We start from the raw sequence: 21649 nt of genomic DNA, 5'->3' as shown, positions 1-21649 counted from the left end.
TGCGTCTGTGGACGCAGCCCCCAGCCAAACCTACGCCACCGGCCGCCCACTCGATTCGGCAGTCCGGTCCTTAGTCTGGTGTGCATGCTCACGGAACCACGCGCGGGGCTGCTGGCCTCTTGGGGAAATGCCCTTATCGCAGGACTTGTGTCGCCGGACGACGCGGTCCTCGCCGTCGTCGGGGAGGACGCGGTGCACCGGGTCGAAGGCCTGCCCGACGAGTCGGGACAGGTGGGGCTGACGCTGGCGCTCGGGCGGCTGCGGGCGCTGGGTGCGACGGGGCTGCGGGTGGCGTTGCCGGCGGCCGGTCATCCGCTCGGTCTGAGCGGTCCGCCCGAGTTCAATGCCCGCGCGCTGGAGGCCGAGGAGGCCGTGGTCGCGGTGGGCGCCATGCACGGCCTGGTGCCGGAGGTCTTCGCGGTGGGCCCCGACGGTGACCGGCATGTCGAGGTGGTCTGGCACTGCCTGCCGGTACGGGAGGCTCCGCCGGCCGATGTCCCTTCGCTCAGTGAGGCGGAACGGGAGCTGGCGGAGGCGTTGCGGGATGCGACCGAGGCGCTGTCCCGGCTCGACGTGGCCGCGTCGGGTCCGGTGGCGGAGGCCGCGGTGGACGCTTACCGGGCGCGGGCCGAGCGGGGTCGCGAGCTGCTCGCCCCGGGCTATCCGCCACGGGCCTTCCGGGTGCTCGAACTGGCCCAGCGGGTGGGCCTGTTGATCTCCGTGGCGTACGAGAACGGGCACGGGGGCGCGGTCAGTGCGGCGGAGATGGCGGCGCGGGCAGAGGTGCTGCGCCCGGTGGAGCGTACGACCCGGCGCGCGCAGGTGGCCGCGTACAACTCCTTCGTCGAGGAGCGGGAGCGCCGGGGGCGCTGAGCACGGCTGTGCGTGTCAGCAGGTCCGGACATGCCGCAGGCCCCGCCAACCGTGAGGTTCGCGGGGCCTGTTGCCGCTGGGTCAGTTGTTCACAGCGGTGTTGCCGAAGGCCGGGTTGAGCAGGCCGATGACGTTCACGCTGTTGCCCGAGACGTTGACCGGGACGTGGACCGGGAGCTGGGCCACGTTGCCCGAGGCGACGCCCGGGGAGTTGACGGCCGCGCCCTCGGCGCCCGAGTCGGCGGATGCGGCACCGACTCCGGCGCCCGCGGCGATCCCGGCGGTGGCGATGACGACTGCGGCCTTCTTGGCGATGCTCATGGAACTGTTCCTCCTGGTGGTTCGTACGCGGCCCTAAGCGCGGGGCCACATCGTGCTGAACGGCAGGAGTGGACCTGCGACACGGGCTTTGTGGGCGATGCCCCCCGAATGGATCAATGCGACGGCCTCCGCGGCGCTCGGGCGCGGAGGCCGTGAACAACGCGACCGGCCCTCCAGGGGATCCTGGAGGGCCGGTGGTCTCGGTGTCTCAGTGCGGGGTGCGCCGAATCAGCCGTTGACGCCGGTGTTGCCGAAGGCCGGGTTGAGGAGGCCGATGACGTTGACCGTGTTACCCACCACGTTCACCGGGACGTCCACCGGTACCTGGACCACGTTCCCCGAGGCGACGCCCGGCGAGTGCACGGCCTTGCCGGATGCGTGGGCGCCACCGTCGGTGGCAGAGGCCATGCCGGCGCCGGCGGCGATCAGGCCACCGGCCACCATCGTGACGGCTGCGGTCCTCTTCAGGTTCTTCACTTCTGGTCCCTCCTCGCGGAAGCCGCGGCAGGCGCCGCAGCACGCACTGGAGAACGGCCGGGCGGGCGCGAGGTTGCGCCATTCGGGCGACATCTACACGACGGTATGAATCTCAGCCCGGACGGGAACCAACCCAACTACTCCCGCATCACGCCCCGTTGTGCGCCCCGGAGCAGGCCGTTCACGCCGAGGTCAGCCCGCGGCTCCGTGCCGTACCGCCCACAGAGCCGCCTGAGTGCGGTCGGCGAGGTCCAGTTTCATCAGGATGTTCGACACATGCGTCTTGACCGTTTTTTCGGAGAGGACGAGGGCTCGGGCGATCTCCCGGTTGGAGCGGCCGTCCGCGATCAGGCCCAGTACCTCGCGTTCGCGTTCGGTGAGGGAGCCGGCCCGGCCCTGCGGGGCGCCGTTCTCGTCCTGGGCGAGGAGCGCGCCGGCCACTTCGGGCTGCAGGAGCACGTGACCGGCGTGCACGGAACGGATTGCGCCGGCCAGCGCCTCCGGGTCGACGTCCTTGTACACATAGCCGGCCGCGCCCGCGCGCAACGCGGGGACGACGGTGCGCTGTTCGGTGAAGCTGGTGACGATCAGGACCTTGGCCGGGTTGTCTGCCGCCCGGAGTGCGCGCAGCGCCTCCACGCCGTCCATTCCCGGCATCTTCACGTCCATCAGGACGACGTGGGGCCTGAGTTCCTCGGCGCGCGCCACTCCTTCCGCGCCGTCCGAGGCTTCGCCCACCACCTCGATGTCGTCCTGGATCTCGAGGAAGGTGCGCAGGCCACGGCGGACCACCTGATGATCGTCGACGAGCAGCACACGAATCGTCCGGTCAGCCACCGGGAACCTCCATCTCGATCGTGGTGCCCTTGCCGGGCTCCGATTCCACGGTCAGCCGTCCGCCGACTCCACTGGCGCGGTCCCGCATGGAGACCAGGCCGAGGTGGCGGCCCGCGCGCCGTACGGCACGGGGTTCGAAGCCGATGCCGTCGTCGGTGATGCGCAGGACGGCGCCGGGTCCGCGCTTGTTCAGGGCCAGTTCGACGTGTTCGGCGTCGGCGTGGCGCAGGGCGTTGTGCAGCGCTTCCTGGGCGACGCGCAGCATCGCCTCCTCCTGGGACGCGGGCAGGGCCCGTACGCCGCCGCACTCGAAGGTGACGTGCGCCGCGTGGGCGCGGTCGAGGACCTGGCTCTGGGTGCGCAGGGTGGCGACCAGGCCGTCCTCGTCGAGTGCGGCGGGGCGCAACTCGACGACTGCGGCGCGCAGTTCGTCGGCCGCCTCGGCGGCGAGCCCGGCCACCTGCTGCAGTTCGCTCTTGGCGCGGGACGGGTCGCGGTCGACCAGGGCGGTGGCCGCCTGCGCCGTCAGGCGCAGCGAGAAGAGCTTCTGGCTCACGGCGTCGTGCAGTTCGTGGGCGAGGCGGGAGCGTTCTTCGGCGATGGTGAGCTCGCGACTGCGTTCGTAGAGCCGGGCGTTGGTCAGGGCGATGGCCGCATGCTGGGCGAGGATGCCGAGCAGGTTCTCGTCGGCCTCGGTGAAGCCGCAGGTTCCGTCGGGGCAGGGGATCCGCTCGCCGTTCGCGTCGGTGGTACGGCGCTTGTTGGCGAGGAAGAGGGCTCCGATGGTCTCTTCGCCGTCCCTGATCGGCAGGCCGAGGAAGTCGGACATGTCCGGGTGGGCGGCGGGATAGCCCTCGAAGCGGGGGTCGTTGCGGACGTCCGCAAGGCGTTGCGGCCGGGGCTCGTGGAGCATCGCCGCGAGGATGCCGTGCTGACGGGGCAGCGGGCCGATGGCCTTCCACTGTTCGTCGCTGACTCCGTCGACGACGAACTGGGCGAAGCCGCCGTGGTCGTCGGGGACGCCGAGTGCCGCGTACTCGGCGTCGAGCAGTTCCCGCGCCGAGGCGACGATCGTCTTGAGGACGTCCCGCACCTCCAGGTGTCTGCTCATCGCGAGAAGCGCGGAGCTCACCGCATAGAGGCCGGAACGAGGGCCGTCGTCGGTCATGGCCTCACGGTACCGGCGGGCCACCGGGTGCGTATCGGGCGCGGGGCGCAGCGGACCGGGCCCGAAGTCCTAGGTCGCGTGCTGGGACCTGGCCCGGGTCTCGGCCGGGTGTCTTAGGTCGAAGGGCCTCGCCGGTCAGTGCTGCGGCAGGAGGTGGGGGCGGGGGCTTCCTTTCTACGTTGAGGTCATCGACGGCGTACATCCACGGCGTAAGGGGAACGGCCATGACGACAGCGATGATCACGGGGGCCACGAAGGGCTTCGGGCGGGCGTTCGCGGAGGCGCTGGCCCGGCGCGGCTGGAATCTCGTGCTCGACGCCCGGTCGCCGGAGCGGCTCGAGGCGACCGCGGAGGAGCTGCGGGGGCACGGGGGCCGGGTGGTGGCGGTGCACGGTGACGTGACCGATGCCGCGCACCGGGTGGCGCTGGTGGCCGCGGCCGAGGAGCTCGGTGGCCTGGATCTGCTGGTGAACAATGCGAGCGCGTTGGGTGCGGAACCCTTGGTACGGCTCGCCGAGCTGCCTCTCGGAGGTCTGCGGGAGGCTCTGGAGACGAATGTGGTGGCAGCTCTCGGGCTGGTGCAGGGCGCGCTCCCGCTGCTCCGGGCCTCTTCGGCGGGCTCGGTGATCAACCTCAGTTCGGACGCCGCGGTGGAGGCGTACGGGACGTGGGGCGGCTACGGCGCCTCCAAGGCGGCTCTCGATCAGCTGTCGGCCGTGCTGGCCGAGGAGGAGCCGGGGCTTCGGGTGTGGGCGGTGGATCCGGGGGACATGGACACGGATCTGTACCGGGCCGCCGTACCGGACGACGACGACCGGCGGCCCGAGCCCGGGGACGTGGTGCCTGCCTTCCTGCGGCTGCTCGACGAGCGTCCGGCCGGTGGGCGGTACTCGGCCCCTTCTCTGGTGGACGCCCGATGAGCGCCCTCGCGCGCGTGGCGGTGCCGGTGGAGCTGTCCGCGCGGGTTCCGGTGGAGGTGCGCTCCCCCGGGCTCGGCCGGGACGGGGTGCGGCTGCTGGTGTCCCGGGGGCCGGAGGCGACCCATCACTTCTTCACGGATCTGCCGCGACTGCTCGGAGCGGGCGACCTCCTGGTGGTGAACACCTCGCGCACGCTCCCGGCCGCTGTCGACGGCCGCATCGGCCACGCGCGCGTGGTGGTGCATTTCTCGACCCTCGGCGACGACGGCCGGTGGGCGGTCGAACTGCGGCAGCCCGACGGATCGGGCACCACGCGCGCGCGTGCGGGCGGGCCCGCGGGCACCCGGGTGTCGCTGCCGGGTGGCGGACTGCTGACCCTCGAGGAGGCGCTCGAGGCTCCGGGGACGCGCGGCGGGCGGCTGTGGTGGTCGGCCGTCTCGCTGCCGGGCGGTGTCGGGGTGCCGGCGCTCCTGAAGGAATTCGGGCGCCCCATCCGGTACGCGTACACGGAGCGCGACCAGCCCTTGTCGGCGTACCAGACGGTGTTCGCCCTGGACTCTGCCGACGGGACGGGCTCGGCCGAGATGCCGAGCGCGGCGAGGCCGTTCACCGAGCGGGTGGTGGCGGATCTGGTGCGGCGCGGGGTGCAGTTCGCGCCGCTAAGTCTGCACACCGGTGTCGCCTCCGCGGAGGCGCACGAGGCGCCGTACCCGGAGCGCTTCCAGGTCCCGGCGGCTTCGGCCCGCCTGGTGAACGCGGCACGGGCCGCGGGCGGCCGGATCATCGCCGTCGGTACGACCGCGGTGCGGGCCATCGAGTCGGCGACCGGTCCGGACGGTGTGGTCCGTGCGTCCGCCGGGTTCACCGATCTGGTGGTGACGCCCGAGCGCGGCGTACGGGCCGTGGACGGGCTGCTCACCGGGCTGCATGAGCCTGAGGCGTCGCATCTGCGGATGCTGGAGGCGGTCGCCGGTCGTGCGGCGGTGGAGCGCGGATACGACGAAGCGGTGAGCCGTCTCTACCTCTGGCACGAGTTCGGCGACGTCCATCTCCTCCTCCCGCAGTAGTTCAGTGACGCATCGAGTTGCTTTGGCAACCTTGCGTAGGCGAGCACCCGTGGCGGTGTGAGCCCGGGCATAGGACTCACGTCACCTACGAAGTTCCCTAGTGCGGACAAAGGAGACGTCACACCGGGGGAATGTCAGCAAAAATCGCCCACAACGGACCCCCTCCCACTAGGCGGCTTCGTACGTCACACCTTTGCCACGCGATTTTGCGGCCGCTAAGAATTGCATCCGTCGCTCGGCGCAGCGGTCTTCACCGCAGCGTTTGTGCCGGAGTACCTGTCCACCGGACCCAAGAGCGACCTCCGCTATTCGAAGAGGTCCCATTCGCATGTCCAAGCGCACTTTCCCTGGTCATAGTTCCCTGACCAAGATCCAGAAGATCTCGATCTCCGGTGTCGCCACGCTCGGCGCCGCTGCCCTCGCGTTCTCCTTCGTGCCGGGCAACTCGGAGTCGACCACCACCACCGAAGCCGCGGCGGCTTCCGAGGCGGCCCCGGTGGCGTGGCACATCAACTCGAACCACATCCAGGACAGCCTGGCCAAGCAGCAGACGTCGACCATCGAGCAGGCCAAGAACGCGAAGGCCGCCGAACTCAAGAAGGTCGCCGACGCGAAGGCCAAGGCCGCCGCTCAGGCCAAGGCGAAGGCCGAGGCGGACGCCAAGGCCAAGGCCGTCAAGGACCGCGAGGCCAAGGCCGCCGCGAGCCGTGCCGCCGCCCGCAAGCCCGCCTACGCCAACAACCTGGACGGCTGGATCCGCCAGTCCCTCGACATCATGAAGGACAAGGGCATCCCCGGCTCGTACGAGGGCCTGCACCGCAACATCATGCGGGAGTCCAGCGGTAACCCGCTGGCCATCAACAACTGGGACATCAACGCCCAGAACGGGATCCCCTCGAAGGGTCTGCTCCAGGTCATCAAGCCGACCTTCGACTCGTACCACGTCGCCGGCACCCCGAAGGACCAGTACAACCCGGTCGCGAACATCACGGCCGCCGCGAACTACGCGGCCGACCGTTACGGCTCGATCGACAACGTCGACAGCGCGTACTGAGTCGCACCACCGCGGTCCTCTTCGAAGGCAGGCCGAACGCCGAAGGGCGGTACCCCACGTGGGGTACCGCCCTTCGGCGTCGTACATGGTGCTACTTGCGCATCACCTCGGGCTCGTGACGGCGCAGCAGTCGCGCCACGATGAAGCCGCAGACCACCCCGAGCGCGATCAGGGCACCCATGTCGAGCACCCAGGTGGCCAGGTCGTGGTCCCACAGGGGATCGGTCTTGGTCGGGTCGTCCTGGTTCGGGAAGAGAACGTTCAGATCCGTGGTCGTGCCGGCCGCGGCCACCGCCCAGCGGGACGGCATCAGGTACGAGAACTCGTTGACGCCGACCGAGCCGTTCAGGGTGAACAGGCAGCCCGTGAACACGACCTGGATGATCGCGAACATGACGAGCAGCGGCATCGTCTTCTCGGCCGTCTTCACCAGCGACGAGATGATCAGGCCGAACATCATCGAGGTGAAGCCGAGCGCCATGATCGGCAGGGTCAGCTCCAGCTTGACCATCGAGCCGAGCAGCAGGCCCTCGTCCGGCACCTCGCGCACACCGAAGCCGATGGCGCCGATGATGCCGCCCTGCGCCAGGGTGATCAGTCCGAGGACGATCACCTTCGACATCAGATAGGCGGAACGGGACAGGCCGGTGGCCCGTTCTCGTTCGTAGATGACGCGTTCCTTGATCAACTCTCGTACGGAGTTGGCCGACCCGGCGAAACAGGCGCCCACGGCGAGGATCAGGAGGATCGTCGACGCGTTGCCGTTCGGCCCCTTGGGGCCGGGGTTGAGGCCGAAATCGGCGCTGATCAGGGTGGACACCGTGCCGAGCACAGCGGGCAGGATCACCGTCAGGGCCAGGAAGCCGCGGTCCGAGACGATCACCGACATATAGCGGCGGATCAGCGTCACGAGCTGCGAGCCCCAGCTCTGGGGTTTGGGTGGCCGCATCTGCTGGGCCGGCGGCATGTGCACCGACTGCGGAGCGACGGCGTCGATGTCCGCGGCGTACATCTGGTAGTGCTGCGAGCCCTTCCAACGGCCCGCCCAGTCGTAGTCGCGGTAGTTCTCGAACGCCGAGAACACATCGGCCCAGGTGCTGTAGCCGAAGAAGTTGAGCGCCTCCTCGGGCGGGCCGAAGTAGGCGACCGAGCCGCCGGGAGCCATCACCAGGAGCTTGTCGCAGATCGCCAGCTCGGCCACCGAGTGCGTCACCACGAGGACCGTGCGGCCGTCGTCGGCGAGGCCGCGAAGGAGCTGCATGACGTCGCGGTCCATGCCCGGGTCCAGGCCGGAGGTCGGCTCGTCGAGGAAGATCAGCGACGGCTTGGTCAGCAGCTCGAGGGCGACCGACACGCGCTTGCGCTGGCCACCGGAGAGCGAGCTGACCTTCTTCTCCTTGTGGATGTCGAGCTTGAGCTCGCCCAGCACCTCGCCGATCCGGGCCTCGCGTTCGGCCTCCGCGGTGTCACCGGGGAAGCGGAGCTTCGCGGCGTACTTGAGGGCCTTCTTGACGGTCAGCTCCTTGTGCAGGATGTCGTCCTGCGGGACCAGACCGATGCGCTGACGCAGCTCGGCGAACTGCTTGTAGAGGTTCCGGTTGTCGTAGAGGACGTCACCCTGGTCGGCCGGGCGGTAGCCGGTCAACGCCTTGAGGAGGGTGGACTTTCCGGAACCGGACGGGCCGATGACGGCGATCAGCGACTTCTCCGGAACGCCGAACGAGACATCCCTGAGGATCTGCTTGCCGCCGTCGACCGTCACCGTGAGGTGCCGCGCGGAGAACGAGACCTCACCAGTGTCGACGAACTCCTCGAGCCGGCCGTCGACCAGCCGGAAGGTCGAGTGGCCGACACCCACGATGTCGTTCGGACCGAGCACCGCGGTGCTCGACTTGGGCATCGCGATGCCGTTGACGTAGGTGCCGTTGTGGGACCCGAGGTCGTGGATCTCGAAGCGGCCGTCGGGAGTGGCGTGGAACTCGGCGTGGTTCCGGGAGACCTGCAGGTCGGAGACGACCAGCTCGTTCTCCAGGGCACGACCGATCCGCATCACACGGCCGAGCGCCAGCTGGTGGAACGTGGTGGGGCTGCGGTCACCGCGAGCCGGCGGGGCCCCCGCGGCACCGCCGGACGCCGGGGCGGCGGGCCGCTGCTGCGGCGGCACCTGGGCGTGCTGTCCCTGCTGGGGCGGCTGGCCCTGCTGTCCCTGGTACCCCTGCTGCCAGCCCTGCTGAGGGGGCTGCTGCTGCGGCGGCTGCTGGCCCGCCCAGCCGGCCTGCTGGGGAGCGGCGGACTGCTGCTGGGCCTGGTACGCGGGCTGCTGGGGTTGCTGCTGGGCGTACTGCTGCGGTGCCGCCTGCTGAGGAGCCTGCTGGGCCTGCTGCTGCGGAGCGGCCGCCGCGGCACCGGCGCCGGACAGCTGGACCCGCGGACCGTCGGTCGCGTTGCCCAGGTGCACGGTGGTGCCGGCGCCGATCTCCATCTGATGGATGCGCTGCCCCTGCACGAACGTGCCGTTGGTGCTGCCGTGGTCCTCGATGACCCAACTACGGCCGCCCCAGCTGATCGTGGCGTGCCGCCACGACACCCGTGCGTCGTCGATCATCATGTCGCCCCCGGGATCACGCCCGAGGCTGTAGGACCGGGACGGATCGAGCGTCCAGGTCCTGCCGTTCAATTCCAGTACGAGTTCCGGCACTCCATGCCCCACTACGTTGTCCCCCGATTTGCCCCCGCCATGGGGAGTCTAGGGATGTCGAACATCGTGGGGAACTATTTCAGGCTCAGCCCCCCGACCGAAAGTCGGGCCTTGCGAGAAGAGTGTGTACGGCCCCTCGTCACACGGCCGTTGGCGGCTCATAAATCATCCGCAAAGACAACAAGATCCGTGATCCATTTCAGACAGGATCGAACGGGACAATGCGGCACAGATCAAGGCTTCCGGTAACAGCCGTGGCACAGCACGGCCACGGAGTCGAACACCCCTGGCCAAATCGTGCCGTGGAAGGGCGAGGCGCGGGGCGCCAGCGCATCCATGAGCTGGGATCCAGGCTGCGAGGAGGCTCCACGACGGTCGGTCCGCACGGGCTCGACGGCGGGCCGGGGCCCCATGACAGCGGCCGCGGCGGCGCTCGGAGGGAGTGGTTCCGTCCCACCGTTCGGTGACGTGTCGGCATTTGGCGTCCAGGGGTCGCGGGGGCGACGGGGGTGGAACGCCGCATCGGTCGGATTCGGCCTCGACCATGCGCTGTTGCTCACGACCGGATTGCCGCGACGACCTCGCGCCGCCGGGGCGGTGATTTGTCCCGGCGAACCGGCCGGCCGGGCGGGCGTCGCCGCCGATCTCCGTTCCGGCGCGACCGCCCGCACCACCTGGGCCGGTCACGACATCATCACGATTGACGGTGACAGGCAGGGACTCGACGAACTGCCGTCCGGCGGAGGCCTTCCGGACGGCAGTTCGGACCGGCTCCCGGACGGTCTCGGCGATCACCGCGCACCGCGGTCGGTCCGGCCGGCGGCCCGCCGACACTCAGGCGGCCGCCTCCCCCTCGGGAGCAAGGCGCTCACCTCCTGTCCGTACCCCGGGACAGCCCCTCCGCTCCCCCGAGGCTCCCGATACGGTGTGGGCACCATGAGCGCATCGCAGCCAGCCAAGACCGCTGAAGCCCCGACCCTGCTCGTCAAGATCTTCGGCAAGGACCGGCCGGGGATCACCGCCGGGCTTTTCGACACCCTCGCCGCCTTCGCCGTCGATGTCGTCGACCTCGAGCAGGTCGTCACCCGTGGCCGTATCGTCCTGTGCGCCCTGGTGACGGAACCGTCCGCAGGGACCGAGGGCGAGTTGCGGGCCACCGTGCACAGCTGGGCCGAATCCCTGAAGCTGCAGGCCGAGATCCTCTCCGGCACGGGTGACAACCGGCCGCGCGGACAAGGCCGTTCGCACATCACCGTGCTGGGTCACCCGCTGACCGCGGAGTCGACGGCCGCGATCGCCGCGCGGATCACCTCCACCGGCGCCAACATCGACCGGATCTTCCGCCTGGCCAAGTACCCCGTCACAGCAGTCGAGTTCGCGGTCTCGGGATCGGACACGGAGCCGCTGCGCACCGCCCTTGCCACGGAGGCGGCGGCGCTCGGCGTGGATGTGGCCGTGGTTTCCGCGGGTCTGCAGCGCCGGGCACAGCGCCTGGTGGTGATGGACGTCGACTCGACCTTGATCCAGGACGAGGTGATCGAGCTCTTCGCCGCCCACGCCGGCTGCGAGGACAAGGTCGCCGAGGTGACGGACGCGGCGATGCGCGGCGAGCTGGACTTCGAGCAGTCCCTGCACGCCCGGGTGGCCCTGCTCGCCGGTCTCGACGCGTCCGTGGTCGACAAGGTCCGCGCCGAGGTCCGGCTGACGCCCGGCGCGCGCACCCTGGTCCGTACGCTGAAGCGGCTCGGCTATCAAGTCGGTGTCGTCTCGGGCGGCTTCACCCAGGTCACCGACGATCTCAAGGAACGCCTCGGCCTGGACTTCGCCCAGGCGAACACCCTGGAGATCGTCGACGGCAAGCTCACCGGCCGCGTGGTCGGCGAGATCGTGGACCGGCCCGGCAAGGCCCGGTTGCTGCGCCGCTTCGCCGCGGAGGCCGGAGTACCGCTCGCCCAGACCGTGGCGATCGGCGACGGGGCCAACGACCTCGACATGCTCAACGCGGCCGGCCTCGGGGTCGCCTTCAACGCCAAGCCGGTGGTGCGCGAGGCCGCGCACACCGCGGTGAACGTCCCGTTCATCGACACCGTCCTGTACCTGCTCGGCCTCACCCGTGAAGAGGTCGAGGCGGCCGACGCCGTGGACGGCTGAACTCACCGCGCCGGCCACGAGACGGGGCCCGGGACCTCCGCGGTCCCGGGCCCCGTCTCGTACGGATGCGTCACTCGTGCGGTGCCCAGTAGTCGAAGAGTGTGGCGGCACCCGGCTCGAGGGTCTTCCAGGAGCCGTTGAACGCGAGCATGGCGAGGGCCGAGGTGGGGAAGCCGCGTCGGGACATACGCTCCGCGGCGTCCGACTCGGACGATCCGGCGAGTACGTCGGCCAGCCCCTGCACGCCGGGGTTGTGGCCGATGAGAAGGACGTCGGCGGCCTCGTCGGGGAGCTCGTTGAGCACGGCGATCAGCTCGCCGGGCGAGGCCTCGTAGATCCGCTCCTCGTAGACGGTCTTCGGGCGGTGCGGAAGCTCCTGTACGGCGAGCTTCCAGGTCTCCCGGGTCCTTGCCGCGGTGGAACACACGGCGAGATCGAACGAGATACCGGCATCGGCCAGTCTCCGGCCGACGACAGGGGCGTCCTTGCGCCCCCGCTCGGCCAGCGGCCGCTCGTGGTCGGACACCTCGGGCCAGTCGGCTTTCGCATGCCGGAGGAGGACAATCCTGCGGGGTGAATCGACGCTCATGCGTCCCAGCTTCGCACGAAACGTGCCTCGGGGCGCCGGGAGTTGGCGGGGTCCGCCTGCACGGGTGACCGGAGGTCAGGGCAGGACGTGAAACGCCGACTCGCGTACCCGGTCGAAGAACTCGACGACGGACGGATCGGTGCCTGCCGCGTGTGCGTCCGCCGGATTGAGGATCAGGAGCAGGAGCGCGCCGAAGGCGATCGCCGGCAGGGCGATGGCCCACCACGGCAGGGTGACCTCGACACTGCCCTTGGCCGGTGCTGTGGGCCTGGTGCGCGTGTGGGCCGACATGTCGCCTCCGCGGACTTCGAGTGCGGTGCGCCGCGTCCTCGCGGCACGACTCGAACCTACGGAACCAGGGGCGCCCGGCCCATCCGGTGATCCACCCAGAAAACCCTGAGACCCGCCCCCTAGGGGACACGGGGGTTAGCCCCACCCTCGCCCGGGAGTCGAGCGGTCGGCGCAGGGCGACCGGCGGCTGTGCACGTGATCCGCGCGGCCGGATATCGCCGAGGAACAGCAGGACACGGCGATCGAGCGGTCAGGGCGAAGCGATCGAGGCGATCACGCCGATCACCACGGTGATGGCCAGCATCGCCCCGAGCACGAGGAGAAGCTTCTTCTGGCCGTTCGGCGGATTCGGTTCGAGCACGGGCATGCGGCAAGTCTCGCACCCGTGGCCCGCCCGGCCCCTGCCGGGGTGACCGTCAGGAGCGCGCGGCTTCCGCCTCCACGGTGCCCTCGCGTCCGGCGAAGATACCCACCACGATCTGCGGCACCATCAGGCCGGCCATCAGCGCGATGGGCAGCCCCCAGCCACCGCTGTGCTGGTACAGCACGCCGACCAGAAGCGGCCCGGGGATCGACAGGAGATACCCGACGCTCTGCGCGAAGGCGGACAGCTTGGCTACGCCCGCGCTGCTGCCGGCCCGCAGGCCGACCATGGTCAGCGCGAGCGGGAAGGCGCAATTGGAGAGGCCGAGCAGGAGGGCCCAGACCCAGGCGCCACCGGCGGGTGCCAGATAGAGCCCGGCGTAGCCGATCAGGCCGCTGATACCGAGGGTCAGCACGATCGGGCCCTGGTTGCGCATGCCCACGGCGAGGCGCGGGATCACGAACGCCAGCGGCACACCCATCGCCATGATGACGGCGAGCAGGAGCCCGGCCGTACCCGCGGAAACGCCGGCGTCGCGGAAGATCTGCGGCATCCAGCCCATCGTCACGTACGCGCCTGTGGCCTGGAGGCCGAAGAACACGGCAAGGGCCCAGGCGGTACCGCTCCGGGTGATACGGAGCCCGTCACCGCCGGCGTCGGGCTTCGGGGTTCCGCTCTTCGGCGTGGTTCCGGTCCTCGGAGCGGCCGATCCCGCCGCGTCCCCGAGTCCGCGGTTCCTGACCAGCGGCAGCCAGGGCACCACGGCGACCGCCGCGAGCAGGGCCCACACGCCGAGGCCCAGCTGCCAGTCGCCGCCCAGTGCGTCGGTCACCGGCACGGTGACCGCTGCGGCCAGCGACGTACCGGCGGCGAGGCCCATCGAGTACAGGCCCGTCATCGTCCCGACCCGGTCCGGGAACCAACGCTTGACGATGACCGGCATCAGCACGTTGCTGACCGCGATGCCCATGAGGGCGAGCGCGCTCGCCGCGAGGAAGCCCGGCGTACCGCCGATGAACGGCCGGATCGCCAGGCCCAGGGCGATCGCGATCATGCCCGCGCAGACCACGGCCCCCGCGCCCCACCGCCGCGCGAGTCGGGGCGCGGCCACCCCGAAGAGTGCGAAGCACAGCGGCGGTACGGACGTGAGGAGACCCGCGACGCTGCCGCTCATGCCGAGCCCGTCGCGCACCTCCTCCAGAAGGGCGCCGAGGCTGGTGATGGCCGGCCGCAGATTCACCGCGGCGAGGACGATGCCGATGACGGCGCATCGCATGACCCACGCGCGCGTGGCCGGCGTTCCGGGAGTGGCCTCCACGGGCTCGACGGCGCCTTCCGGCCGCACGTCGTCACTCGGGGACTGGTCCGGGGACTGATCGGAGGCACGCATGGCCGGCGCGCTGGCGGGCTGTGCTGTCGTCGAGGTCGTGTTGTCGTGGGCCATGAGCGCCATCATAGAATCATGGGATGATTGCTTGTCCAATCGGAAAGGGACATTCATGCCGCTGTCGTCGCCGAGGCGCTCCGCCCTCTCGGACCAGGTGATCGCCGAGCTGCGCAAGCAGATCGCCTCGGGAGAATGGCCGGTGGGGTCCCGCATCCCCACCGAGCCGGAACTCGTCGAGCAGCTCGGCGTCGCACGCAACACGGTGCGCGAGGCCGTCCGCGCCCTCGCGCACAACGGACTCCTGGACATCCGCCAGGGTTCGGGCACCTACGTGGTCGCCACCAGCGAACTGGCAGGCGTGATGCACCGCCGCTTCGCGGATGCCGACCCGCGCCATATCGCCGAACTGCGCGCGACGCTGGAGTCCAGCGCGGCCCGGCACGCCGCCGAGCGCCGTACGGAGCGGGAGCTCAAGCAGCTGGACGCTCTGCTGCTGCGCCGCGAGGAGGCCTGGCGCACGGGCGACAGCGCGACGTTCGTGGACGCGGATGCGACCTTCCACCTGGCGGTCGTCGCCGCGGGTCACAACGACGTGATGACCGCTCTGTACTCGGACCTCAGCGATGTGCTGCGCACCTGGCTGCGGGACGACGTCGGCGAGGACCTCTCACCGGAGAACCACATGGACCACGGCCGGCTCCTGGACTTCATCCGGGCGGGCGACGGGGAGGCCGCGGCCGCGGAGGCCGCCGTGTACCCCTTCACCTGCCGGCCGTCGTCCTCGCGGCTCACCGCACGTGGCTGACCCACACCGCCCGGATCTCCTTCCAGCAGCGACCGTCGAGCCGCACCGTCATCGCCGGTGCGCTCTCCACGGGTGAACTGTCGGTGTCGATGTCCCACCAGCGCGCGCACTCGACGTGCAGCCGTACGCGGTCGGCCTCGGGGTACGGGTTGTGGCAGAGCGCGACCGCCTCCGAGCCCTGGACACTGGTACGGCAGTGCGCCCCCTGGGTGCGTGCGGAACCCGCCGGTTCCGGGTGCGCATCGGCTGCGGCCGGGTTCGCGGACAGCAGCAGTGCGGCGAGGACTCCGGCGAAGGCACTCCCGGCACGACGCCCGACCGGGTTCCTCAGGCATGAGCTGCGCACGAAGTAACCTCCTCGGCCGTACTGCGGCATGGCGTCGGACGCCTGCCGCTGCTGCACCACAAGGGGGAAAGCGACTCGGACTCCAGCCTGCGCGCGCCCGCGGCACCCCGCCCACCGCGTGGGCCGAACGGGTGACGCCCGCCCCCGCGACGTGCGGGAACGGGCGTCGGGTCACTGCGAGGTTCGGCTCAGGCACCCATCATGTGCACGCCGCCGTCGACGTGGATGATCTCGCCGGTCGTCTTGGGGAAGAAGTCCGAGAGCAGGGCAACGACGCCACGGCCCGCGGGCTCCGGGTCGGCCATGTCCCACGCCAGCGGCGAGCGCGAGTTCCACACGTCCGCGAGCTCCTCGAAGCCCGGGATGGACTTGGCGGCCATCGAGCCGAGCGGACCCGCCGAGATCAGATTGCAGCGGACGTCCTCCTTGCCCAGGTCGCGGGCGAGGTAGCGGCTGGTCGCCTCGAGGGCGGCCTTGGCCGGCCCCATCCAGTCGTACTTCGGCCAGGCGTACTGCGCGTCGAAGGTGAGGCCGACGACCGAGGCGCCGTCCTCGAAGAGCGGGCGGCAGGCCATGGTGAGCGACTTCAGCGAGTACGCGGAGACGTGCATCGCCGTCGAGACATCCTCGAAGGACGCCTCGAGGAAATTGAAGGCGCCCTGCGGAGCGAAACCGATGGAGTGCACCACTCCGTCGAGCCCGCCCAGCTCCTCGCGGACGATGCCCGCGAGCCGGTCCATGTGCTCGTCGTCGGTGACGTCCAGCTCGATGACCTTGGCCGGCTTCGGCAGCTTCTTGGCGATGCGCTCGGTGAGGGTGGGCCGCGGGAAGGCGGTCAGGATGACCTCGGCGCCCTGCTCCTGCGCCACCTTGGCGGCGTGGAAGGCGATGGAGGACTCCGTGAGCACCCCGGTGATCAGGATGCGCTTGCCGTCGAGAATTCCGCTCATGGTGATCAGTGACCCATGCCCAATCCGCCGTCAACGGGGATGACGGCTCCAGTGATGTACGAAGCGTCGTCCGAGGCGAGGAAGCGCACGGTCGCCGCGATCTCCTCGGGCTGCGCGTATCGGCCGAGCGGTACCTGGCCGACGATGTTCTTCTGCTGCTCCTCGGTGAGCACCTGCGTCATCTCGGTGTCCACGAAGCCCGGAGCGACGACGTTGAAGGTGATGTTCCGTGAGCCGAGCTCACGGGCGAGCGACCGCGCGAAGCCGACCAGTCCCGCCTTGGACGCGGCGTAGTTGGCCTGGCCCGCGGAGCCGAGCAGTCCGACGACCGAGGAGATCAGGACGACGCGGCCCTTCTTGGCGCGCAGCATGGCGCGGTTGGCGCGCTTCACGACCCGGAAGGTGCCGGTGAGGTTGGTGTCGAGGACGGCCGTGAAGTCGTCCTCGGACATGCGCATCAGCAGCTGGTCCTTGGTGACTCCGGCGTTCGCCACGAGCACCTCGACGGGACCGTGCTTCTCCTCGATCTCCTTGTAGGCCTGCTCCACCTGTTCGGTGTCCGTGATGTCGCAGCGGACCGCAAGCAGACCTTCGTCGGCCAGTGCGGCCGGGTCCCCGGAACGGTACGTGACGGCGACCTTGTCGCCCGCGGCAGCGAAAGCGCGGGCGATGGTGAGGCCGATCCCACGGTTTCCTCCGGTGACGAGAACCGAGCGGCTCAACGGATCACCCTTTCGATAGCGATCTGTGTACCCCCGCAAACTATCGGTACCGTCGCTCGCACGGAGAATCGGTCACCGACAGTGGCTCCAGACACTCCCTGTCGGGTCCCTACAGAAAGTGGACGTACGCGGGTCGCGGCAGACGACGCGGGTCTCGCGCAAACCCGTGGCGGGCGCCCGCACGCCACGGGATCATCGGTGCACCGGCCGACCCCGCTGCCGACAGGAGAGACATCCGTGGCACATTCCATCGACGAAGCGTTCACGGCGTTGCCGCTGAGTGCGCTGGCCGACGCTGCGTTGGCCCGCGCCCGCGCGCTCGGCGCCGATCACGCCGACTTCCGTCTCGAGCGGATCCGCAGCGCGGACTGGCGGCTGCGCGATGCCCGCGTCGCGGGTTCCTCCGACACCGTCGACCTCGGCTATGCGGTGCGGGTGGTGCACGGCGGGGCCTGGGGTTTCGCCTCCGGCGTCGACCTGTCGATGGACGCGGCCGCGCGGGTCGCGGGCCAGGCCGTGGCCATGGCCAAGCTGTCGGCCAAGGTGATCGCCGCGGCCGGATCCGACGAGCGGGTGGAACTGGCCGACGAGCCGGCCCACCCCGACCGCACTTGGATCTCGGCGTACGACATCAACCCCTTCGACGTACCGGACGCGGAGAAGACCGGTCTGCTCGCCGAATGGAGCGCGCACCTGCTCGCGGCCGAAGGCGTGGCGCACGCGGACGCGACCCTGCGCACGGTCCAGGAGAACAAGTTCTACGCGGACACCACGGGCACCGTGACCACCCAGCAACGCGTGCGGCTCCACCCGCAATTGACCGCGGTAGCCGTCGACGCGCACACCGGCGAGTTCGACTCGATGCGCACCATCGCACCGCCGGTGGGCCGCGGTTGGGAGTACCTGGGCGGCGACGTCTGGGACTGGGACGCCGAGCTCGCACGGATGCCGGAGCTGCTCGCGGAGAAGCTGCGCGCACCGAGTGTGGAGCCGGGCCGCTACGACCTGGTCGTCGATCCGTCGAACCTGTGGCTGACGATCCACGAATCCATCGGCCACGCAACGGAGTTGGACCGCGCTCTCGGCTACGAGGCGGCGTACGCGGGCACGTCCTTCGCCACCTTCGACCGGCTCGGCACCCTCGAGTACGGCTCCGGGATCATGAACGTGACGGGCGACCGCACCGCCGAGCACGGCCTCGCCACCGTCGGCTACGACGACGAGGGGGTCGCCGCCCAGTCCTGGGACCTGATCAAGGACGGCCGCCTGGTCGGCTACCAACTGGACCGGCGGATCGCGAAGCTCACCGGCTTCGAGCGCTCCAACGGCTGCGCCTTCGCCGACTCCCCCGGCCATGTCCCGGTGCAGCGGATGGCGAACGTCTCGCTGCAGCCGGCCCCCGCGGGCCCCACCACGAACGAGCTGATCGCGGGTGTGGAGCGCGGCGTCTACGTGGTCGGTGACCGGTCCTGGTCGATCGACATGCAGCGGTACAACTTCCAGTTCACCGGCCAGCGGTTCTTCCGTATCGAGAACGGCCGGCTAGCGGGACAGCTGCGGGACGTCGCGTACCAGGCGACGACGACGGACTTCTGGGGTTCGATGGCGGCGGTCGGCGGGCCCGACACCTATGTGCTCGGGGGCGCGTTCAACTGCGGCAAGGCCCAGCCGGGCCAGATCGCGGCCGTCTCGCACGGCTGCCCCTCCGCCCTGTTCACGGGCGTCAACATCCTGAACACGACCCAGGAGGCCGGCCGATGACGAGCCCGCGTCGCACAAGCACCGCGCCGCACGAGATGGTCGAGCGCGCGCTCGAGCTGTCGGAGGCGGACGGCTGTGTGGTGATCGCCGACGAGGAGTCGACCGCCAACCTGCGCTGGGCGGGGAACGCGCTGACCACCAACGGCGTCACCCGCGGCCGCACCCTGACGGTCGTCGCCACCGTGGACGGTCGGGAGGGCACCGCTTCCGGTGTGGTCTCCCGCTCCGCAGTCACCGCCGACGAACTCGCCCAGGTGGTCCGCGCGGCGGAGGCGGCGGCCCGTTCGGCGGGTCCCGCCGAGGACGCCCGACCACTGGTGGAGGGCGTGCCCGCTTCCCCGGACTTCACCGACGCGCCTGACGAGACCTCGTCCGCCGTCTTCGACGCCTTCGCCCCGGCGCTCGGCGAATCCTTCGCCCGCGCCCGGGCGGGAGACCGCGAGCTCTACGGCTTCGCCCAGCACTCCCTGGTCAGCAGCTACCTCGGTACGTCGACGGGCCTGCGCCTGCGGCACGACCAGCCGACCGGGACGCTCGAGGTCAACGCGAAGTCCCCCGACCGCACCCGCTCCGCCTGGGCCGGGCGCTACACACGGGACTTCAAGGACGTCGACCCGGCCGCGCTCGACGCGGAACTGGCCACCCGGCTCGGCTGGGCGCAGCGCCGCGTCGAACTGCCCGCCGGTCGGTACGAGACGCTGATCCCGCCGACCGCGGTGGCCGATCTGCTGATCTACCAGCTGTGGTCGTCCGCGGCCCGGGACGCGGCTGAGGGCCGTACGGTCTTCTCCCGGCCCGGCGGCGGCACCCGGGTCGGCGAGCGGCTGTCCGAGCTGCCCCTCACACTGCGCAGCGACCCGTACGAGCCGGGCCTGGAGGCGGCCCCGTTCGTGATGGCGCACGCCTCGGGCGACGACCAGTCCGTGTTCGACAACGGCCTGCCCCTGACCGCGACGGACTGGATCAAGGACGGCGAGCTCGGCAGGCTGCTCACCACCCGGCACAGCGCCTCACTCACCGGCCTGCCGGTGTCCCCGCCCGTCGACAACCTGGTCCTGGACGCGGGCGGCGAGCGCTCGCTCGAGGAGATGGTCGCGGGCACCTCGCGCGGGCTGCTCCTGACCTGCCTCTGGTACATCCGCGAGGTCGACCCGGCGTCGCTGCTGCTGACGGGTCTGACCCGGGACGGCGTGTACCTGGTGGAGAACGGCGAGGTGGTGGGCGAGGTGAACAACTTCCGGTTCAACGAGTCGCCGGTCAGCCTGCTCGGCCGCGCCACGGAGGCCGGCCGGACCGTCACCACGCTGCCCAGGGAATGGAACGACTACTTCACCCGGGCCGCGATGCCCGCACTGAGGGTGCCGGACTTCAACATGAGTTCGGTCAGCCAGGGCGTCTGACGCCGATCGAGCCCCCCATAGACTGGCCGGGAACACACACCGCGGACCGGCCCGTGCACGCACGGGCCACCGTCGGTGCCGAATTGATCGTTCAAGGAGACACGCGACAGTGACGGACATCGTCGACGACCTGAAGTGGCGGGGGCTCTTCGCCCAGTCCACGGACGAGGACGCTTTGCGCAAGAGCCTCGCGGACGGTCCCGTCACGTTCTATTGCGGCTTCGACCCGACCGCCGCGAGCCTGCACGTCGGGCACCTGGTCCAGGTACTCACGGTCCGCAGGCTCCAGCAGGCCGGCCACCGCCCGCTGGCGCTCGTCGGCGGCGCCACCGGTCAGATCGGTGACCCGCGGCCGACGGCCGAGCGCACCCTGAACTCGCCGGAGACCGTCGCGGAGTGGGTCGGCCGGCTGCGCTCGCAGATCGAGCCGTTCCTGTCCTTCGAGGGCGAGAACGCGGCGACGATGGTGAACAACCTGGACTGGACGGCGGGCCTGTCCGCGATCGAGTTCCTGCGCGACATCGGCAAGCACTTCCGCGTGAACAAGATGCTCACCAAGGACTCCGTGGCCCGCCGCCTGGAGTCCCAGGAGGGCATCTCGTACACGGAGTTCAGCTACCAGCTGCTCCAGGGCATGGACTTCCTCGAGCTCTACCGCCGCTACGGATGCACGCTGCAGACCGGCGGCAGCGACCAGTGGGGCAACCTCACGTCGGGCATCGACCTGATCCACCGCCTCGAGCCGGAAGCCGCCGTGCACGCCGTCGGCACTCCGCTGATGGTCAAGGCGGACGGCACCAAGTTCGGCAAGTCCGAGGGCGGCGCCGTCTGGCTCGACGCGGAGATGACCACGCCGTACGCCTTCTACCAGTTCTGGCTGAACGTGGACGACCGGGACGTCTCGACGTACTCGCGCATCCTCAGCTTCCGCAGCCGGTCCGAACTGGAGGAGCTGGAGCGGCAGACCGAGGAGCGGCCGCAGGCGCGGGCGGCACAGCGGGCGCTCGCCGAGGAGCTCACCACGCTGGTGCACGGCGCGGAGCAGTGCGCCGCGGTGATCGCGGCGTCCCGCGCGCTGTTCGGCCAGGGCGAGCTGGACGCACTCGACGAGGCCACGCTGAGCGCTGCGCTCTGCGAGGTGCCCCATGCCGAGGTCACCGAGCTCGGCCCGGTCGTCGACCTGTTCGCCGAGGTCGGTCTGGTGCCGAGCAAGTCGGCGGCCCGCCGTGCGGTGAAGGAGGGCGGGGCGTACGTGAACAACGTGAAGGTCCCCGCCGAGGACGCGGTCGCCTCGCCGGACGAACTGCTGCACGGGCGCTGGCTGGTGCTGCGCCGTGGCAAGAAGAACCTGGCGGCGATCGAGGTCGTCACGGCCTGAGTCCGCGAGCTCCTCCACGGGGGCGCCCGCCGGACATGACAGCGCCGTGGCCGGTCCCAGAATGGACCGGCCACGGCGCCGTCCCGCACT

The 21649-nt window shown here is 70.5% G+C and carries 21 protein-coding genes; 9 read left to right on the top strand and 12 right to left on the bottom strand.

Features of this window, described 5'->3' with window-relative positions:
- The first annotated feature begins 84 nt into the window (after window positions 1–84).
- Window positions 85–873, top strand: a complete 789-nt coding sequence (locus tag DSC45_RS11905; RefSeq protein WP_119289891.1) for a hypothetical protein — start codon at window positions 85–87, stop codon at window positions 871–873.
- An 81-nt stretch (window positions 874–954) separates the two neighbouring features.
- On the opposite strand, the gene DSC45_RS11900 is transcribed toward DSC45_RS11905, so the two are convergent.
- The 4 genes from DSC45_RS11900 to DSC45_RS11885 all read right to left on the bottom strand — a co-directional run bounded on the left by DSC45_RS11900 (window position 955) and on the right by DSC45_RS11885 (window position 3676).
- Complete coding sequence (locus DSC45_RS11900) at window positions 955–1194, bottom strand: chaplin (protein ID WP_119289890.1); 240 nt, start codon at window positions 1192–1194, stop codon at window positions 955–957.
- 228 nt (window positions 1195–1422) lie between these two features.
- Window positions 1423–1671: a chaplin family protein gene (locus tag DSC45_RS11895; RefSeq protein ID WP_119289888.1), complete on the bottom strand. Its 249-nt coding sequence runs from the start codon at window positions 1669–1671 to the stop codon at window positions 1423–1425.
- A gap of 192 nt (window positions 1672–1863) precedes the next feature.
- On the bottom strand, window positions 1864–2508 hold the full coding sequence (locus tag DSC45_RS11890; protein WP_119289886.1) for a response regulator: 645 nt from the start codon (window positions 2506–2508) through the stop codon (window positions 1864–1866).
- Window positions 2501–3676, bottom strand: a complete 1176-nt coding sequence (locus DSC45_RS11885; protein ID WP_119289991.1) for a GAF domain-containing sensor histidine kinase — start codon at window positions 3674–3676, stop codon at window positions 2501–2503. The genes DSC45_RS11890 and DSC45_RS11885 overlap by 8 nt, the downstream gene beginning before the upstream one ends.
- A 224-nt stretch (window positions 3677–3900) precedes the next feature.
- On the opposite strand from DSC45_RS11885, the gene DSC45_RS11880 reads away from it, so the two are divergent.
- The 3 genes from DSC45_RS11880 (at window position 3901) to DSC45_RS11870 (ending at window position 6717) form a co-directional block, all read left to right on the top strand.
- Window positions 3901–4596, top strand: coding sequence for an SDR family NAD(P)-dependent oxidoreductase (locus DSC45_RS11880; protein ID WP_119289884.1), 696 nt, complete (start codon window positions 3901–3903; stop codon window positions 4594–4596).
- Complete coding sequence (locus tag DSC45_RS11875) at window positions 4593–5663, top strand: S-adenosylmethionine:tRNA ribosyltransferase-isomerase (RefSeq protein WP_119289882.1); 1071 nt, start codon at window positions 4593–4595, stop codon at window positions 5661–5663. Before DSC45_RS11880 ends, DSC45_RS11875 begins: the two co-directional genes overlap by 4 nt.
- Before the next feature lie 328 nt (window positions 5664–5991).
- Complete coding sequence (locus DSC45_RS11870; protein WP_119289880.1) at window positions 5992–6717, top strand: transglycosylase SLT domain-containing protein; 726 nt, start codon at window positions 5992–5994, stop codon at window positions 6715–6717.
- 91 nt (window positions 6718–6808) lie between these two features.
- Here the strand turns inward: DSC45_RS11870 and DSC45_RS11865 are convergent, their stop codons facing one another.
- Window positions 6809–9415, bottom strand: coding sequence for an ABC transporter ATP-binding protein/permease (locus tag DSC45_RS11865; protein ID WP_205571306.1), 2607 nt, complete (start codon window positions 9413–9415; stop codon window positions 6809–6811).
- A gap of 936 nt (window positions 9416–10351) precedes the next feature.
- On the opposite strand from DSC45_RS11865, the gene serB reads away from it, so the two are divergent.
- A complete protein-coding gene (gene serB / locus DSC45_RS11860) occupies window positions 10352–11566 on the top strand; it encodes a phosphoserine phosphatase SerB (RefSeq protein ID WP_119289989.1) in 1215 nt (404 codons plus the stop codon).
- A gap of 70 nt (window positions 11567–11636) precedes the next feature.
- Here serB and DSC45_RS11855 read toward each other — a convergent pair whose 3' ends face one another.
- From DSC45_RS11855 to DSC45_RS11845, 4 genes are all read right to left on the bottom strand, one after another.
- Window positions 11637–12155: a SixA phosphatase family protein gene (locus tag DSC45_RS11855; protein WP_119289876.1), complete on the bottom strand. Its 519-nt coding sequence runs from the start codon at window positions 12153–12155 to the stop codon at window positions 11637–11639.
- 75 nt (window positions 12156–12230) lie between these two features.
- Window positions 12231–12446 (bottom strand): hypothetical protein, encoded by a 216-nt coding sequence (locus tag DSC45_RS11850; RefSeq protein ID WP_119289874.1) that lies wholly within the window; start codon window positions 12444–12446, stop codon window positions 12231–12233.
- 250 nt (window positions 12447–12696) lie between these two features.
- Entirely contained in the window at window positions 12697–12813 is a 117-nt protein-coding gene (locus DSC45_RS36795) for an SGM_5486 family transporter-associated protein (protein WP_276145453.1), read from the bottom strand.
- Between the two features lie 49 nt (window positions 12814–12862).
- Complete coding sequence (locus DSC45_RS11845) at window positions 12863–14254, bottom strand: CynX/NimT family MFS transporter (protein WP_205571305.1); 1392 nt, start codon at window positions 14252–14254, stop codon at window positions 12863–12865.
- Between the two features lie 55 nt (window positions 14255–14309).
- Between DSC45_RS11845 and DSC45_RS11840 the strand changes: the two genes are divergently transcribed.
- The gene (locus tag DSC45_RS11840; RefSeq protein WP_119289872.1) at window positions 14310–15002 is read left to right on the top strand and encodes a FadR/GntR family transcriptional regulator; all 693 of its coding nucleotides are present in this window, start codon (window positions 14310–14312) and stop codon (window positions 15000–15002) included.
- Here DSC45_RS11840 and DSC45_RS11835 read toward each other — a convergent pair.
- The 3 genes from DSC45_RS11835 to fabG form a co-directional block, all read right to left on the bottom strand.
- Window positions 14986–15348, bottom strand: coding sequence for a hypothetical protein (locus DSC45_RS11835; RefSeq protein WP_119289985.1), 363 nt, complete (start codon window positions 15346–15348; stop codon window positions 14986–14988). The genes DSC45_RS11840 and DSC45_RS11835 overlap by 17 nt on opposite strands.
- A gap of 188 nt (window positions 15349–15536) precedes the next feature.
- Window positions 15537–16298: an enoyl-ACP reductase FabI gene (gene fabI, locus DSC45_RS11830; protein WP_119289870.1), complete on the bottom strand. Its 762-nt coding sequence runs from the start codon at window positions 16296–16298 to the stop codon at window positions 15537–15539.
- A gap of 5 nt (window positions 16299–16303) precedes the next feature.
- A complete protein-coding gene (gene fabG, locus DSC45_RS11825; RefSeq protein WP_119289868.1) occupies window positions 16304–17020 on the bottom strand; it encodes a 3-oxoacyl-[acyl-carrier-protein] reductase in 717 nt (238 codons plus the stop codon).
- 237 nt (window positions 17021–17257) lie between these two features.
- Between fabG and DSC45_RS11820 the strand changes: the two genes are divergently transcribed.
- From DSC45_RS11820 to tyrS, 3 genes are all read left to right on the top strand, one after another.
- Complete coding sequence (locus tag DSC45_RS11820) at window positions 17258–18781, top strand: TldD/PmbA family protein (RefSeq protein WP_119289856.1); 1524 nt, start codon at window positions 17258–17260, stop codon at window positions 18779–18781.
- Entirely contained in the window at window positions 18778–20181 is a 1404-nt protein-coding gene (locus tag DSC45_RS11815) for a metallopeptidase TldD-related protein (RefSeq protein ID WP_119289855.1), read from the top strand. Before DSC45_RS11820 ends, DSC45_RS11815 begins: the two co-directional genes overlap by 4 nt.
- A 109-nt stretch (window positions 20182–20290) precedes the next feature.
- Window positions 20291–21559 carry a tyrosine--tRNA ligase gene (tyrS, locus tag DSC45_RS11810; protein WP_119289853.1) on the top strand — a complete coding sequence of 423 codons (1269 nt, stop codon included), beginning with the start codon at window positions 20291–20293 and terminating at the stop codon, window positions 21557–21559.
- Window positions 21560–21649: the final 90 nt, after the last annotated feature.

Source organism: Streptomyces sp. YIM 130001, assembly GCF_003574445.1.
GTDB lineage: Bacteria > Actinomycetota > Actinomycetes > Streptomycetales > Streptomycetaceae > Streptomyces.
Note: the sequence above shows the minus strand (reverse complement) of the source record. Positions and strands in the feature narration are given on the sequence as shown.